The organism is Geobacillus genomosp. 3 (genome assembly GCF_000445995.2).
In the GTDB taxonomy this organism is placed as follows: domain Bacteria; phylum Bacillota; class Bacilli; order Bacillales; family Anoxybacillaceae; genus Geobacillus.
In genome coordinates, this window is the sequence record NC_022080.4 from 787,433 (window position 1) to 802,725 (window position 15,293).

General features: G+C 49.1%; 16 protein-coding genes and 1 pseudogene. 14 read left to right on the forward strand and 3 right to left on the reverse strand.

Translation table 11 applies throughout. The features are described 5' to 3' along the window. The first annotated feature begins 35 nt into the window (after positions 1-35). Entirely contained in the window at positions 36-800 is a 765-nt protein-coding gene (locus M493_RS17500; RefSeq protein ID WP_020959016.1) for an HNH endonuclease, read from the forward strand. Between the two features lie 377 nt (positions 801-1,177). Then, the gene (locus tag M493_RS04095; protein WP_020959017.1) at positions 1,178-2,839 is read left to right on the forward strand and encodes an IS1634 family transposase; all 1,662 of its coding nucleotides are present in this window, start codon (positions 1,178-1,180) and stop codon (positions 2,837-2,839) included. A 2-nt stretch (positions 2,840-2,841) separates the two neighbouring features. Here M493_RS04095 and M493_RS04100 read toward each other — a convergent pair whose 3' ends face one another. Together M493_RS04100 and M493_RS04105 are read right to left on the reverse strand one after the other, a co-directional pair. Continuing rightward, positions 2,842-3,423, reverse strand: coding sequence for a toxin-antitoxin system TumE family protein (locus M493_RS04100; protein WP_020959018.1), 582 nt, complete (start codon positions 3,421-3,423; stop codon positions 2,842-2,844). After that, positions 3,416-4,075 (reverse strand): helix-turn-helix domain-containing protein, encoded by a 660-nt coding sequence (locus M493_RS04105; protein WP_020959019.1) that lies wholly within the window; start codon positions 4,073-4,075, stop codon positions 3,416-3,418. The genes M493_RS04100 and M493_RS04105 overlap by 8 nt, the downstream gene beginning before the upstream one ends. A 293-nt stretch (positions 4,076-4,368) precedes the next feature. On the opposite strand from M493_RS04105, the gene M493_RS04110 reads away from it, so the two are divergent. From M493_RS04110 to M493_RS18010, 11 genes and pseudogenes are all read left to right on the forward strand, one after another. Next, positions 4,369-4,755: a MaoC/PaaZ C-terminal domain-containing protein gene (locus tag M493_RS04110; protein WP_020959020.1), complete on the forward strand. Its 387-nt coding sequence runs from the start codon at positions 4,369-4,371 to the stop codon at positions 4,753-4,755. Positions 4,756-5,170: 415 nt separating this feature from the next. Continuing rightward, complete coding sequence (locus M493_RS04115; RefSeq protein WP_020959021.1) at positions 5,171-5,692, forward strand: DoxX family protein; 522 nt, start codon at positions 5,171-5,173, stop codon at positions 5,690-5,692. Positions 5,693-6,027: 335 nt separating this feature from the next. Next, entirely contained in the window at positions 6,028-6,843 is an 816-nt protein-coding gene (locus tag M493_RS04120; protein ID WP_020959022.1) for an electron transfer flavoprotein subunit beta/FixA family protein, read from the forward strand. Positions 6,844-6,910: 67 nt separating this feature from the next. Then, a complete protein-coding gene (locus tag M493_RS04125) occupies positions 6,911-7,960 on the forward strand; it encodes an electron transfer flavoprotein subunit alpha/FixB family protein (protein WP_020959023.1) in 1,050 nt (349 codons plus the stop codon). After that, positions 7,953-9,248, forward strand: a complete 1,296-nt coding sequence (locus M493_RS04130; protein WP_020959024.1) for an FAD-dependent oxidoreductase — start codon at positions 7,953-7,955, stop codon at positions 9,246-9,248. Before M493_RS04125 ends, M493_RS04130 begins: the two co-directional genes overlap by 8 nt. Then, positions 9,248-9,535 (forward strand): ferredoxin family protein, encoded by a 288-nt coding sequence (locus tag M493_RS04135; RefSeq protein WP_020959025.1) that lies wholly within the window; start codon positions 9,248-9,250, stop codon positions 9,533-9,535. Before M493_RS04130 ends, M493_RS04135 begins: the two co-directional genes overlap by 1 nt. 5 nt (positions 9,536-9,540) lie before the next feature. Next, complete coding sequence (locus M493_RS04140; RefSeq protein ID WP_020959026.1) at positions 9,541-9,741, forward strand: hypothetical protein; 201 nt, start codon at positions 9,541-9,543, stop codon at positions 9,739-9,741. Between the two features lie 185 nt (positions 9,742-9,926). Next, a pseudogene (locus M493_RS19025) lies at positions 9,927-10,142 on the forward strand (family 1 glycosylhydrolase); the annotation flags it as partial. A 154-nt stretch (positions 10,143-10,296) separates the two neighbouring features. After that, positions 10,297-10,839: an NADPH-dependent FMN reductase gene (locus M493_RS04150; protein ID WP_020959028.1), complete on the forward strand. Its 543-nt coding sequence runs from the start codon at positions 10,297-10,299 to the stop codon at positions 10,837-10,839. Between the two features lie 311 nt (positions 10,840-11,150). Beyond that, complete coding sequence (locus M493_RS04155) at positions 11,151-11,954, forward strand: glycosyltransferase family 8 protein (RefSeq protein WP_235183459.1); 804 nt, start codon at positions 11,151-11,153, stop codon at positions 11,952-11,954. 76 nt (positions 11,955-12,030) lie between these two features. Next, positions 12,031-13,569 carry a glycosyltransferase gene (locus M493_RS18010; protein ID WP_020959030.1) on the forward strand — a complete coding sequence of 513 codons (1,539 nt, stop codon included), beginning with the start codon at positions 12,031-12,033 and terminating at the stop codon, positions 13,567-13,569. A 36-nt stretch (positions 13,570-13,605) separates the two neighbouring features. Here M493_RS18010 and M493_RS18815 read toward each other — a convergent pair whose 3' ends face one another. Further along, positions 13,606-13,836, reverse strand: coding sequence for a hypothetical protein (locus tag M493_RS18815; protein ID WP_235183450.1), 231 nt, complete (start codon positions 13,834-13,836; stop codon positions 13,606-13,608). Between the two features lie 270 nt (positions 13,837-14,106). On the opposite strand from M493_RS18815, the gene M493_RS04170 reads away from it, so the two are divergent. Further along, positions 14,107-15,042, forward strand: coding sequence for a plastocyanin/azurin family copper-binding protein (locus M493_RS04170; RefSeq protein ID WP_041267855.1), 936 nt, complete (start codon positions 14,107-14,109; stop codon positions 15,040-15,042). The last annotated feature ends 251 nt before the right edge of the window (positions 15,043-15,293 follow it).

Sequence of the window (15,293 nt, forward strand, 5' to 3'; positions counted from 1 at the left end):
TTGATCCAATCATGATTGCGTTGTGGGGGATGACGATGAAAATTTATGACGAGCCGCTGGCGATATCGGCTGATCAATGGCTGGCCATGTTAAATGATCCGAGTGTTTTTCATGGAGAAGATGTGGAGCTGATTCGAACTTTATATTATTTTCCTGATTGCCGTGCATCGGGGAAAGAGTTAGCACGTTTTTTAAACAAAGTGAGCCATTCTCCTTTAAACGCTCAAGTAGGAAGATTGGGAAACCGTATTGTTCGAAAATACCCTGACGTTCAGTTTCCGATGGAAAGGGAAGGGAAAGTCAGATGGTGGAACATTCCATTTTTAGGTGAGGAACATCCTGGCAGGTACACTTGGCAATTGCGCCCTGAATTGCGTGAGGCGGTGCGGCGGTACGAGCAGCAAGAAATGGATCGTCATGAAGAGGGGGCGTTGTTGCCGAGCGAGCTTGAGGACATTCCGTTGCGTGAAGGGGGCAAAAAGCTGGTTGCCGTTAATCGCTATGAGCGAAATGCAAGAGCGCGGAGGCTTTGTCTGCAAAGGCACGGCTACCGTTGTTCCGTCTGCCAATTTGATTTTGAAGAAGTTTACGGAGAAATCGGCAAAGGATTCATCGAAGTTCATCATCTCATTCCATTAAGCGAGATCGGCGAGCAATATACGGTGAACCCGTTTGATGACTTGCGCCCGGTCTGCCCGAATTGTCACGCCATGTTGCATCGGGGGAACTTGTCTATTGAAGAACTGCGGGAGATGGTGGAAACACGCAGAAGGATTTCGGTGATCGGACAATCAAACTGATAGCCAAACAGGTGCAGCTTTTCGGGGGTTCTAGGGATCGAATCTTTTTCGGAGACCTTAGATCCCCATTGCGCCTAGATACAAGCCTGAAGTTTGCCAAAATGCCTCTCATCCTTTTTGCGGCAAGGATTGAGAGGCATTCGTTTGTCTCGCCGCTGTCGAACTTGGATTAAGTCCGGGCGAAGAATTAGCTTTTCTTTTGGCGATAAGGAAAATATCCATGAAAAGAAGACATGATTTTATCAAACAACAAAATGAATTCAATAATGCTTCTTAACTCACATTTCGCACCCTCTCGACCAAAATCGGGAGGATTTTTTCATCCCGGTGTCGAATAGGTCCTTGACACACAAGGAATGCAAAGGAGTTTTTCCATCATGGACGTTCGAATTCGGGCGATTTATGAAAGTTCCTATTTGAATATAATAAGTACCATTTTCAAAGATCTTGGCCTCCCTCAGCTGATTGACCGGCTGGTTCCGGTGGATCCTCAATGCCAAACCCGAGCCAGTGATGTGGTCGGGCTGCTTCTCTTGGATATCTTGAGCGGCCGGCAAGCCCTCGTTCATTTGGAACGGTGGGCGCATGACATCGACTTGCCCAAGCTGATCCGGCCAGGATTGGATCCGTCTTGGTTCAACGACGATGCCATTGCTCGCCATTTGGACCGGCTGTATGAGGCCAATATCCATCAAGTCCTTTCGTCTTGCCTGGTACAAATCTACAAGAAAGAAGGCCTCCCTCTCCGTGTCTTTCACGCGGATACGACGGACAAGACGGTTTACGGTGCGTATGAATCCGATTCGTCGGATGGGTTGCACATCACCTATGGCTATAACCGCCATCATCGCTGGCAAAAGCAGATCGGATTCGGCCTGATCGGCAACGAGGACGGCATTCCGTTTTACGGCGACGTGCACGACGGCAACGTGCCGGACAAAACGTGGAATCCCGAGGTGTTGTCGCGAGTCCATGAGCAGCTGAGGGAAGCGAAGATCGAAGACGAATGGATTTACGTGGCAGATTCCGCTGCGATGACGAAGGACACGCTGGCGCAAACGAAAGCCGCCAACGCCTTTTTGATCACGAGAGGGCCGTCGTCGCTCCGGATTGTCAAAACGGCGCTTTCGGAGGCGGATGCCCAACCCGATTCGGCGTGGAGCGCCCCCTTTGCGCTGGCCGAGAAAAACGGCGCCACGTACCGGGTATGGGAAACGGCCTCGACATATGAAGGCCAGCCCGTACGACTGATCGTCGTCGAATCGAGTGCGCTCGACCAGCGAAAAGGAAAGACGCTCGAAACAGAACGAACCAAAGAAGCGGAGCTTCTTCGCGAGGAACAAGCCCGTTGGGAGCGTCATCCTTTCTCTTGTCGGGAAGACGCCGAACAAGCCTTGGCCTCCTTGAAGGCATCCCTTCGTCCCCGGTTCCATCGAGTGGAGGCCGTCGTCGAAGAGATCGTGCGCCCGAAAAAACGGCGTGGACGGCCGAAAAAAGGGGCGGAACCGGAAATGGAGACGCTGTACACCCTTCGGCTGAGCGTGGAATTCAACCAAGACGCGTGGGAGCAGGCGAGACGGAAAGCGTCCCGGTTTGTCCTCGTCACGACTGTTCCAAAGGAATGGAAGGGCCAACCCATGGATGCCCAAGAGATCTTGAAGCTGTATAAAGGGCAGATCTCGGTGGAAATGAACTTCTCCTTCCTAAAAGATCCGTTCTTTACGGACGAAATTTACGTCAAAAAACCGGAACGAGTGGCGGTGTTGGGCTATTTGTTTCTGCTGGCCTTGGCCATTTATCGCGTCTTCCAGCGCCGGGTGCGTCAGTTCATCACACCCGAACGCCCATTAAAGGGCGCCGGAGGCCGCAAGCTGACCCGTCCGACCGGACAAGCGATTTTTCAATTGTTTTGGTATGTCAGAGTCGTCCTGTTGGAGTTGCCGGATGGGCAAATCCAACGCAGGCTAGGGAAACCGCTCACCCCTGATCAGCGAAGGATTCTGCAGGGATTGGGCATGGATGAGAGCATTTACGTGTAACGTCATATGGAACGACTAGCGATGGTAAAAAAAGGATTGCCATCGCTAGTCGTGTTGGTCGAAACGTTATTCTGAAAAACGAAATAAAAAATCCTTTCTTTCTCCCCTGCTAGGGTGCGAAATGTGAGTCTTAACGTTTGGTGTTCAAAGTTTGATAGACGATACATGTTGTGCAAAATCTCGGAGGAGGGAAGATGAATATGGTATGGCTCAGTCACGGTTTGGTATCGCTTGTCCGTGTCATGGGGCTCTGAGTGCCATTTCAGAATCGTTTTCCCTTCCGGCGTGACCCAGTCGTAGTAATAGTAATCAATCCAGCCGTCCGGGGTCACGTATTCTGTCACATGTAATTTCGTCTCATTGCGAAAGATTATCGTTTTTCTGGCACAGTTCTTTGTTGAAAGACGGCCGTCTGCACCGCCGTCGCGAATTTCAAAGATAATTTCAGCAAAGTCGCGTTCCAGAAAAGAAAAAACGTTGGCTGGTTGGCAGGAGGTGGTGGGAATGGAATTGTTCGTTTGTGATCCGGTTCTTAGTTTTGCCTGTCTCTGTTCCCGTGAAGATGGGCTCCGCCTTCTACTCATTGAGTAAACCAGCCTTTTTCAACGCATATTTCCACTCCGATGCATCCCGCTCTTCCTGTGGGGTTAACACATCCTTTTTGACCAGCGTTTCAACGTAAGTACCGCCATATTTTTGCGAGAAAAACCGAATGGTTTCCAATAGCTCATCATGTTCTGCCGTTTGCACCAAGCGCTGCTTTTGTTCTTGTTGATAGAGGTTAGCGATTTCTTTGATTGTCATGACTTCATTCGATGATGTCCTATACATGGCTGTTTCCGGGATTTTCGCGTGTGCGTGTTTTCCTTCTTTGATGACGCCCTTAATTCGCCCCTCTTTGATCCAATTGTTCACAGTCGCGACTGTTACTCCCATGAATTTGGCCACTTCACTTGTTTTGTACATTTTTGGTAACGTATGACTTTCTCCTGCTTCAAGCATAAATTCGCATAGCTGTTCAAACCAAGAAGTAAGTTCTTCTAGACTTTGTGATTGTTCGAGCGCTGGAGAGAGTTTTGCGGTTTTTTGTGGTTCTATCCGCCCGATTAAGTTCGTTAAGTATTTCAAAAAAGAGGCTAACTCCTCTGCTTTGTGCTGGTGCGCAGTGTTTTTGATTTGTTGAATTTGATGTCGCACCCAACGCTCTGCTTTTTCCCTATCGGCTACTGTTGTCATGTATGTCACCTCCTCACCTCCATTCTACTAAGATTCAGAATAAAGTTCAAATGAAGTTCAAATAAAATGAAAGTAAAGTGAAAATGGTGTGGTATATTATAGTATGAACGAAAAAAGTGCAACATAACCCCGGAAGAGAGCGGACTGCTTTTAGATCGCCATTGTCGTATCTACTTCCTTGTTAAATGCAACCTAGTAAAGCGAAAAGTCCCACCATCGTTGAATCTCCTTCCAATCTGTTATAATATTCTGATTATAAGATAAAATGGTATAACCGCAAGGGGGAGAGGTTGATGTCCTTACAGGCAGGAGATGTCATGACGTTTGAGCGGACGTTTACGGTCGAGGATGTTCGGCAGTTTACAGCGGTTTCGGGCGACAGGGGAGTTCACCATGTCACGCCGGATGAACAAGGGCGTCTTGTCGTGCAAGGGTTGTTGACGGCGACGCTGCCGACGAAGGTGGGTGGGGATTACAATGTCCTGGCCCGCACGATGAATTTTGAGTTTTTGCGGCCTGTGTTTACGGGCGATACGATCCGTTGCGATGTGACGATCGGGAAATACGAGCGGCAAGAAAACGGCCGCATCGCGATTGCGGCATCGTTTGTCTGCACAAACCAACAGGAAAAGGTTGTGTTGCAAGGAGATTTTGCGGGGGTGATTGTACAGTCGCGGTAAGTGAGACGAAATCGAAAAACGTTGCCTTGATTAACATACGCCTAGGAAGAGGCGGTGTTCGGCTGTCACACGAAGGCTTGGCGAAGGCAAGCTATAGGCTTGTCTTCGTTAGTCTCAGCCAGGAGTGACGGGACAGAAGATGCGCTGCCGCCCCTCCACTCGAAGTCCACGATGCAAGGAAAGCGGGGTTCTTCTCCAACCTTATGGGAAATCGACAAATCGCTTTTTCGCAAGGACGTCCCTCTTTTTCGCTTCATTTCCCTTCATATCGTTGCCGCCGCACATGCCTTTTCACCATTTGGCCATAACTTTTTGAACGTATTGTGAAATGGTGAACAAACTTATTTCATCCGCTCGGAAAAGGAGTATGATAAAAGTGTAAGGAACATCTTTTAAAACGAAAGGGGAAAGGGCAATGGTGGTCAAATGGTTGCGCGAACATGTTACGGCGTCGGCGTTGATGGTCGTCCTCCGCTTGTATTTAGGGTATGAATGGCTCATGGGAGGATGGGGGAAAATTACGCATGGCTTTGATGCGACCGGGTTTTTGAAAGGAGCGTTGGCGAAGGCGACCGGCGAACACCCGGCCGTGCAAAGCTGGTGGGCGGCGTTTATCGAAAATGTGGCGCTGCCGAACGTCGGGTTGTTTAACTTCCTCGTGCCATGGGGCGAATTTCTCGTTGGATTAGCACTCATTCTCGGGTTGTTTACGACATTTGCCGCCCTCATGGGAGCGGTGATGAACTTCGCCTTTATGTTTTCAGGCACGACGAGCACGAACCCGCAAATGGTGCTGCTGACGGTGTTCATTCTCGTCGCTGGGGCGAACGCGGGCCGCTACGGTTTGGACCGTTGGGTATTGCCGTATCTCCGTGAGCGGATGGGAAGCATGCATCGCCCGAATCATCCGCACCGTCCGGCTGCGGCGCATAAATGACCGTCGGGATGTTCTTGAAACGGGTGCGAACTCCCCCTTGAACGGCTGCTTCTTTCTATATGGAGGGAGCGGCCGTTCGTTTTGTTCACTGGCGGCGAGTGATTGAGTATATTTTTTTGAAAAAGTGTTTTATCTTTGGTTGGATCGCGTCAGTTGAGTGTTAAAACAATATTAATATCATTTTTATCATCTATATAATAGGAATGCTTGTTTCTATCAGACAGGATTAGAAGTTTTTGAACAAAATAGAAAATTTTCTGTCGAAAACTTCAAGAAATTTCATAATTGCGATAGAATATTTATAAAGAAAGAGAATTTATTTGGGAGGGGAAGGTATGCTTCATATCGTTGCTTGCATTAAGCAAGTGCCGGATACGAAGGTCGCCAAGATCAATCCGAAGACGAATACGATCGACCGCGCCAGTGCTCCGGCGATTTTAAACCCGTATGATGCGCATGCGGTCGAGGAAGCCGTTCGCTTGAAAAAGAAGTACGGCGGCGTTGTTTCCGTGCTGACGATGGGCCCGCCGCAAGCGGTGAAGGCGATCCGCAAGTGCATTGAGCTTGGCACTGATGAAGGATATATGATTTCCGACCGTGCGTTCGCCGGGGCGGATACGCTGGCGACGAGCTATGCGCTGGCGAAAGCGTTGGAAAAGATGGCAAGAAAGCAACCGATTGACTTGGTTATTTGCGGAAAAATGACCATTGACGGTGATACAGGCCAAGTTGGGCCAGGCATCGCCCGCCGTTTAAATATTCCCCCGCTTACAGGCGTCAACAAAGTGGTGGAAATCAACAAAGAAAAAGGGTACGCGATCGTCCACCGCAAGCTTGAAGATGGCTATGAAGTCGTGAAGTCGACATTGCCGTGTTTATTCACCGTCGAGAAAGAAATTAACGATATCTCCTTTGCCCCTTTGCCGAACATGATCAAAGCCGCACGATATCAACCGACGATTTGGACGGCCGATGATTTGGAAAACGTTGACCGCAAACAGTTAGGATTAAAAGGTTCCCCGACGATTGTTTCAAAAATATGGACACCGCCGAAACCGAAAGGCGGCGAGATGCTTGAAGGAACGGCGGAAGAAAAAGTGGAACAGCTGCTTTCCATCATGCTGGCGAAAAAAGAGCTGTTCCCATCGTAAAGGCGCCTTAGGGAAAAACAAGGTAGGGTCTATTCATAGTTTCTGTTCATAGGGAGGGGATATGGCCATGAACGTAAGCGATTATCAAGGGATATGGGTTTACATTGAGGTGAAAGACGGAACGGTGGCTCCGGTTTCCTTGGAGCTGCTTGGGGCTGGGCGGGCGCTCGCTGATAAGCGCGGCACCGAGCTTGGCGGAGTGTTAATTGGAAGCGGTGTCAAATCGCTCGCGCCGACGTTGTTTGCCTATGGGGCGGATGTCGTTTATGTATACGACGACCCGATTTTTGCCCATTACCGGACCGAGCCGTATATGCGCGCTTTGCTTGACTGTTGTCAAAAGTATAAACCGGAAGTGCTGTTGTATGGGGCGACGCCGACAGGGAAAGACTTGGCGAGCGCCATTGCCACTGATTTGCCGACCGGACTGACGGCCGATACGACCATTTTGGATATTGAAGAGGATACCGGGTTGTTGCTGGCGAGCCGGCCGGCGTTTGGCGGCAATATTATGGCGACGATTTTGTGCAAAAAGTACCGTCCGCAAATGGCGACGGTTCGGCCGAAAGTCATGAAGGCGCTTCGTCCCGATCCGGAGCGGACTGGCCGAATCGTTGAAGAGCAGATCGAGCTGCATGAGGAAGAAATGCGGACGAAAGTGCTTGAAGTCGTTCGGGAAACGGTGAAAAAAGCGCGTATCGATGAAGCGGAAATCATCGTAGCCGGCGGCAAAGGAATGGGCAGCAAAGAAGGATTCCAGCTCATCCATGAGCTGGCGAATGTCCTCGGCGCTGCGGTCGGCGCGAGCCGCGATGCCGTCGAAGCCGGATGGATCAGCCATGATCACCAAGTCGGGCAAACCGGGGTGACGGTGACGCCGAAAATTTATTTCGCCATCGGCATTTCCGGTGCGATTCAACATATCGTCGGCATGCAAAATTCCGAGCTGATCATCGCCATTAATAAAGACCCGAACGCGCCGATTTTCCAGTCGTGCCATTACGGCATTGTCGGCGATGCGTTGGAGATTGTGCCGCTGCTAATCGAACGGCTGAAAGAAGAGATGCCAAAACGAAGAGCATCCGTTGATGTGAAGGAGGGGGTCCGCCATGCCTGAAAAGTTTGATTGTATTGTCGTTGGAGCGGGGCCGGCCGGAACGGCGTGCGCCTATGAACTCGCCAAAGCCGGGGTGAATGTGCTGCTCTTAGAGCGCGGGGAATACCCCGGGGCGAAAAACGTGATGGGCGGTGTACTGTACCGAAAAATGATGGAAGACATCATTCCGGAGTTTTATAAAGAGGCCCCCCTCGAGCGGCCGATCGTTGAGCAGCGGTTTATGTTGATGGATAAAGAGTCGGCGGTGACGTTCAGTTATAAAGGATTGGAATGGGGGCGCGAGCCGTATAACAACTTCACCGTGTTGCGGGCGAAATTTGACCAATGGTTTGCCGAGAAGGCGGTCGAGCAAGGGGCGTTGCTCGTTTGTGAAACGGTGGCGCTGGAGTGCATCGTGGAAAACGGCCGTGTCATCGGCGTCCGCACCGACCGGCCGGATGGCGAGGTGTATGCCGATGTCGTCGTGTTGGCGGACGGCGTGAACTCGTTGTTGGCGAAACAGCTCGGGTTTCACCGCGAATGGCGGCCCGATGAAGTCGCGCTCGCAGTGATGGAAATTGTCAAGCTCGATAAAAAAGTGATCGAAGAACGGTTTAACCTTGAGCCGGAGCAAGGATGCACGATCGAGCTGCTCGGCGATGCGACAAAAGGCATATTAGGAACGGGATTTTTATACACCAATAAAGACACCTTAAGCATCGGCGTCGGCACGCTCCTTTCCGGGCTGATCAAACATAAAATCAAACCGTATGAGCTGCTTGAGTATGTCAAAAACCATCCGATGATCCGCCCGTATCTCCAAGGAAGCGAACCGGTCGAGTATTTGGCGCATTTGATCCCGGAAGGCGGCTACCATTCGATGCCGAAAGTCGTCGGTGACGGCGTGCTTGTCGTTGGGGACGCCGCCCAGTTGGTCAATGCCATTCACCGTGAAGGATCGAATATGGCCATGACATCCGGGCGCCTGGCCGCGGAAACGATCATTATGGCGAAAACATACAACGATTTTTCCGAAAGCATGCTTGACCACTATCGGTTGAAGCTGATGGAAAGCTTTATCGTCCAAGATTTGAAAAAGTATAAAGACGCGACCCACCATTTTGATTCGTTCCCGCAATATTTTGAGCGGTACATTCCGCTGCTCAACCGGGCGGCGAGCCAACTGTTTACGGTCGATGGCTCTTCAAAGTGGGAGAAGCAGAAAACCATTTGGCGTGATCTTGGCTCGGTGAAAGAGAAGCTGAAACTGGCGCGGGATGTGATGAAGGTTTGGGAGGTGATGAAGTAATGGGGAATATGCCAACGATTGAGGAAAAGCAGTATTTAGTCCGCTTTAATGCCGATACGAGGTCGCATCTTCACGTCCTTGACCACGATATTTGCCTGACGAAATGCCCGGACAAAATTTGCACGATTTTCTGCCCAGCGGCCGTGTATAAATGGGAGGGAACGCGGATGCATGTCGGATATGAAGGGTGTCATGAATGCGGCAGCTGCCGCATCGGCTGTCCGTACGGAAATATTCGCTGGGAGTATCCGAGGGGCGGTCACGGGATCGTCTTTCGGTTAGGGTGATCGTTATGTTCCACATCGGGGATTGCGTCGTCTTCGCCTGCGATGGGGCCAGAGGAATCGTGCTGGAAGTCAATGACCATTCGTGCCATGTGCTATGGGAAGACCGCTTCGTCAGTTGGGAGAAAAAAGAGCTGTTAACCATCGATGAAGAGTTGACGAAAAGGCAAACGATCCGCGTTTCTTCAAATGTGAACCACCCTTTGTAAGGGTGGTTTTTTGTCTATAGCGTGGATGGCGGCCGCTGTTTTTGTCCATATAAACGGCGGCCAAGGAGCGTTAGCGGTCAATCTTTTCACCAAACTGTGGTAAGCTAGTGGAGAGGGGACGGACACTGTATGTTCCCTTCCCTCTGCAATTCTGTTTCCGGTAGGAGGAATGGGCCATGGATTAGATGCACAAAGGCTTTCCTGAAGGCTTTTTATGGGGAGGGGCGACGGCGGCCAACCAGATCGAAGGAGGATTTGGCGAAGGCAACAAAGGGGTAAACATTGCCGATGTGCTTCCGGGAGGAAAGATGCGGCCACAACTGCTTAAGGAAAAAGGGGTGCAGTTGGTCATTAATAAAGAGAAGTATACATACCCGAACTACGAAGCGATCGATTTTTACCGGTATTAAAACGTCATCGCAACGAATGGGGAACAATTGTAATGGAGACGGTGCATCGTTCCGTGGAACATGCAACGGAACGGGTGGTAAAGGAATAAACGAGTGCGCTATCGGTGAAATCAACCATCAATCCGATTTAGAGGAGGGACAAACAATGAACATAGTTGCCCTTGTCGGCAGCTTGCGGAAAGAATCGTATAACCGGAAACTGGCAGAGTGGATCAAGGGGCGGTACAAAGACAAATTCCAATTGGACATTGCCGATATCGGCGCTTTGCCACATTACAATCAAGATGATGAACTCAACCCGCCGGCTGTTGTAGCGGCGTTCAAGCGGCAAGTGGCGGAGGCGGACGGTATATTGATCGTAACACCGGAGTACAACTGGTCTGTTCCCGGCGTGCTGAAAAATGCGCTGGACTGGCTGTCGCGTGTGGACAAAGTGTTGGTCAATAAACCTGTGATGATCGCCGGGGTGTCAACAGGGATGATGGGAACGATCCGGGCCCAGCTTCATTTGCGTCAGATCTTGCAAAGCCCGGGGCTGGCGGCGAAAGTGTTGCCGCCGGCCGGGAACGAAGTGCTGGTGAATGTCGCCAGCCAAAAATTCGATGAAGCGGGCAATCTCGTTGATGCCGCGACGGTGGAATTTTTGGATCAAGTGATCGGGCGGTTTATCGAATGGGTCGGGCGCTGATGCGGCAGGCTGCTCGTGCAGAACAGGAGGGTGTCTCAAAAACAACGAGACACCTTTTTTTACTGCGATCGATAAACATTAACCCGATTTGTACTTCCACACCTTATATGTGACTGAAGGGCAGACGGCTTTTTTTTTGCCAGTTTCTTGTTTTGTGAAATCTGCCTGTTATTCACACCGTCCGCTTCTAGCCCGAGCCGCGCCTGCCGAATGCATGATACTGCCTGAAAAATGGACGACTGTACAGGCAAGGCTATTTCGCCACACATACAATACAACAGGGAATAGGAAAAAAGGAGTGGGTCATTTTGGTGATTGTAGCTGCGACAAATGACCATTATGCACAACCTTTGGCCGTGATGCTCACATCGCTATTAACGCATAAAAAACCGGACTACCCGATCCATATTTATATTCTTTACGGAGACCTTTCTGCGATTAGCATGAGAAAGCTAGAAAGGACAGCCGGAAAGTTCCAAGCGCCCGTGACCTTTCTGAAGGTGGATGTTGGGCTGTTTAAAGACGTTGCGCCAGGGTCGGGAGGGCAAAAGTACATTAGCAAAGAGGCGTACTATCGGATTACGATCCCGGACTTGTTAAGCGAAGAGATCGACAAGGCGCTGTACTTGGACTGCGACATGATGGTGAAAACCGATATCTCGGAATTGTGGGAAACGAATATTGATGGGTACGATCTAGCCGCAGTAGACGAATCGCGGGTCGTCACCAAACGGGATCGGGAAATTCGCATGGCCCGTCTGTCGCTGCCGCCAGATGCGCATTATTTTAATTCCGGCTTGTTGTTGATAAACCTCAAACGATGGCGCGAGAAAAACATTTCCGCTGAACTGATCCAATTTATCAAGTCCAATCCGGATAAACTGGCGTTGATGGATCAAGATGCGTTAAACGCCGTCCTTTACAATCGCTGGCTCCGCCTTGATGATAAATGGAACTTTACCGCCGCCCATTGCCGAAAGTTCTCGCCCAAAAAAGCAGCGATCCTCCACTTTACTGGCCCCGAAAAACCGTGGAATTCCAAAAGCCCGTTCACGAAAGAGTATTTGAAATACTTAAAAAAATCGTTATGGGAAAAACCGCTCCCGTCGGCATAAACGCTTTGATGCTGACCGTTAAGGAGAGACTGTGAAGCGTTGATACATCAATATTTCTATAGGGAGGTCGGTGCAATTGTTTGAGCGTGTATCGATTCTCATCCCGTACAAACCTGATAATGGGATTCGGGACGTCAATTTCAATTGGATTAAAACTTTTTACGAAACGATGGTTCCTGAAGCGGAAATTTGCGTCGGAGTCTCGACCGATGAGCCGTTTAACCGGGCACGGGCGATTAATTTGGCGGCCAAACAGGCGACCCGAGACATCTTCGTGATCGTCGATGGCGATATTTTTTGCGATCCCGAAGTGATGAAGGAGGTCATTCGGCATCTGCAAGATGCGCCGTGGGTCATCCCTTTCCGAAAAATCGTCAGAATCTCCGAGGAAAACTCGAAACATCTCGTAAGTGCGCCCCCGATGTGGCCGGTTGAAGTGGCGGACTTTGACATCATTCATACGTCGCCGTTCACTTATGTCGGCGGATTCAATGTCATCCCCCGCGAGCACTTTTTGGCGGTCGGCGGATTTGATGAGCGGTTTTCCGGATGGGGAGGGGAGGATGATGCGTTCAGCAGCGCCGTCAATACGTTGTGCGGCCATTATAAACGGCTTGAGCACACGATTTATCACTTATGGCATCCGGTCGTCGGCTATGAAAACAACCCGAACGGCGAGCGCAATTTACTGCTGCGGGAGCAGTACTACGAGGTGGTTGGAAACAAGGAAAAAATGAAACAAGTCCTTTCCGGCGCCGAAAGCATGTTTCAACCGGTACAAGAAGAGAACCGCAAAAAAAGCGGTACACAAGTCGAACGAAACGAGGCCATCCACATTGTGACCGTTTCCAACGACCGTTACGCTGAACCGCTTGCCGTGATGGTATATTCGCTCTTAAAAAATAAAACATCGGACATCCCTATCCATATCCATGTCATTAACAGCAATATAAGCGAAAAGCATCAAGCGCGGCTAGCGAAACTAGCAAAAAAATATGAGGCAACAATACAGTTTCACCGCATTGACTCAACCGTGTACAGCGAGTTTGTGACATTTGCCTATTTGACGGAGGAAACGTATTACCGGATTTCCATTCCGGATTTGTTCGATGAGACGGTGGAGAAAGTGCTCTATTTGGATTGTGACATCGTTGTCAAAAAGGACATTACGGAGCTATGGCATACAGACATTAGCGGGCATTTATTAGGCGCAGTCGAGGATCATTGGATAAAACAGTCAAGAAACGCGGATTTGTTGATGCCGGAGGAGGCCAAGTATTTTAATGCAGGTGTCCTTTTGATCAATTTAAAAATGTGGCGCGAGCATCACGTGAAAGAAAAGGTGATCGAGTTCATTCGTACGCACCGGGACCGTATTCGGTATTGCGACCAAGATGCGCTCAATGCGGTGCTTCACGGCCAATGGCTGCCGTTGGATCCAAAATGGAATTTTCAAACATACCATTTGTACGATCCCATCCCTAAACTGAAACCGGCGATCATCCATTACACCGGGGAAAATAAGCCTTGGAACGCGAATCATCCGTTGAAAAAGTATTATTGGAAGTACAACAAAAGGTTTTGTAAACTCACTATGGAAAGACCCGACTGCTGAAGTTCAATGATGTGTGTTTCAAATGGCGTTAGACAACTAGAGCCAGCGGCAAGCCGCTCTGTTTGACGCAACGGGGGCGTCTGGGGTTGGACGAGAGAAGAGAAAACGGCAGCAATGCCGTTTTTCTTGATGCTCATTTATTTCACACTCTTGAAGCAACAGAACATAATTGCGGTCCACAGGCTCTTCGTATATGCCGCGTGAAATAAGCATGCCTGTTAATCCCATTAACTCCTGTTTTGCATCATGGACATGGCTGTGATACATAAACGTTCCTGACTGTTGGATGCGAAACTCATACGTAAAACTCCCTTTAGAGAAGGTATCACAATTTCATCATATGCTGCGGCATGTGTGGATAGTTGTTTTATGAACATAGAATACGTGCAGGTGTAAATACAAAAAGCTGTTATCGGATGACAAGCTCTCTGTTTTCGTTCAAGCTCAGCCGGTATGTTCACTGACATGGACTAACCGGTTATTTGCACACATATATGTGTACAAATAAACATTTGCAGGAGGGATCATCCGTTGCCGATGTTATTTGCTGGGGGGATCGCGGCGGTTTTGTCTTTCATTGTGATTGCTTTCATCTTTATCAAAAGGAAGAAAATCACATGCATGGCTGGAATGATGGCGGCGATGGCGTTAGGAATGTTGGCTGGGCTGACAGGCGGCCTGCTGGCTGGGATTTCTTACAACGGCAATCTCTTTTTGTCAACCGTTTTAGGAATGGCTTTCGGGTTTTTAGCTGGATTTTTAGCTGGGATGCCGATTAGCATCATGGCCATCATTGACGGTGTTTTATCAGGAGTGATGGGCGGCATGATGGGAGCGATGTTAGGAGAAATGATTGCACCTGAATATCGGGATTCTATGATTCACATCATGCTTGTTCTATTTGTTGGAATGGCTTGTATTGTTCTATACATGCTTCAACAAGAAACAGGTTTTAACCGTGCGTTTTTGATCAATAAACTATTCCATAATCCGCTATGGGTAGCAATCGTCCTTCCGCTGTTTTTCTATTTGTATAACCATTTATACTATGAATTTTCTCGGTCTTCCAATCTTCCGATAACGAATCCGCCTATGAACCATTTTATGGAGGGTCACAACCAAACTGCATCTCCGTTAAGCATCGAAACAAAGGGGAAAAAGATAGTGGTTGAAGCGGCTGAATTTTATTACTTTCCTGAGAGGTTGCAACTGACTGTAGGACAGCCTGTTACCTTAATTCTGAAAAATAGCGGCCGAATGGAACACGATATCGAATTCAAAAATATGAAGATTTTGTTACAGCAGAATGACCATGGAAACCATGGAGAAAATGCGGGCGTTCATGTTCATTCCTTGCCAGGGAAAACAGCCGAGGTGACGTTCATACCAATCGAAAGCGGTGTGTTTCGATTTTACTGTACAGTTCCAGGGCATAAAGAATCTGGGATGATTGGATTTGTGAAAGTTTCATAAGATGATGGCTGCCGAGACTTTCTCGGCATTTGTTTTGACTAAAAGAGGGCGGAGTATTTGTGAAAACATTGACAAATATTTGCAGGTTTTTATCAATATTTTCTCCACACTTTTTCTCTATTCTAAAAGTAAAGCAAAAGGGGAAGATGGTGAAAACGTGGTGAACCGATTTTGAACTGCATTAAGTGTGGATAAGAGTATTGGTACATGGTAAAGGTAAGGAAAAAGGGATTTGGCGTTCCAATTAGTTT